Raw genomic sequence first — 1,124 nt, forward strand, 5'->3', positions numbered from 1 at the left:
TACCCGTTCAACTCCTCGTAAAAAGAGTCCACAGCCTCCAACGCATCATCACACGCCTGCTTGAACGTCTGATACACGTTGTCATGCAAATCCGGGTTGAACGACTCCCGAATCCACGCCTTGCACTCCCGCTGCACATACTCCTTGTTCTCAGAGTTCAGATCACAGTCATCCGACCGAATCCGAGCCTCCAAATCAGTCCCACACACCGAATCAACCCACGCCGCAACCTCCAAAATACGACCATGATCATCATCGCCAATATCACCATTCGCCAACGCCACCACCTTGCGCGCCATCTCCGGCGTCGCACTCCCCAACGTCGGCGAATACAAACCCAACACCGTGTCCGCCTTCGCCTTACACTCAGCGAACACATTCTCCACCAACGTCGAAATCATCCCCGGCGCCGCCGACAAATACTCCACCAAATCCGACGACGCCGGCGCCAACTCCGACGAATAATACTGATACGACGCATTCGCAGCCGGCCCAGACCACGACCGATACAGCGAGTTCAACTCACCCTCAACCGTCGAACTCAACCCACTCAACGACTCATGCGCCACCCGCAACCGATCCGCATCCCCCAAAAACTTCTCAAAACTAATCCCCAACTGCTCATCAAACCGAGCCCGAACCTCATCCAACTTAATCCGACCGAACCGACCCACAGAATCCCCCGGCACCTCATCATTCACCGGAAGAAAATCCTCAAACACCCGCAACGCCGGCCGCGCCAAATCAAACAACTCATTCGACGTCCGAACCCCCACACCCGCAACAGTCGGAGCCACCAAACCATCCAACTCCGAACCATTACGCGTCACCTCATCCCGCACCAACCCCGCAGAATAACCCCGCTCAGCAGACTCCCCCCGAGCCTCCTCATACACCTCATCAGAAGACCCCTGCTCAAAATCCCCCTGATCCAGATCATACTGGTCATAATAACGACGAACCTCCTCCGGAAGCTCATCCTCCAACACCACACCCTGACTATAAGAACCATCCCCCGAATACACATACGTATAATGATTCTCACGCACATACGCCGCGAGCAAATGCTCCTTCGTATCCGCATCAACAAACGGATCATCCAGAACGGCCTGGACCTCGTCCCA

General features: G+C 55.2%; 1 protein-coding gene. It reads right to left on the reverse strand.

Annotated elements, in window-relative coordinates; genetic code table 11:
* Positions 1–1,124: WXG100 family type VII secretion target (locus BU204_RS40520; protein WP_408608088.1), on the reverse strand; the 1,124-nt coding region annotated here is incomplete at both ends.

This window comes from Actinophytocola xanthii (genome assembly GCF_001921205.1).
Lineage (GTDB): Bacteria > Actinomycetota > Actinomycetes > Mycobacteriales > Pseudonocardiaceae > Actinophytocola > Actinophytocola xanthii.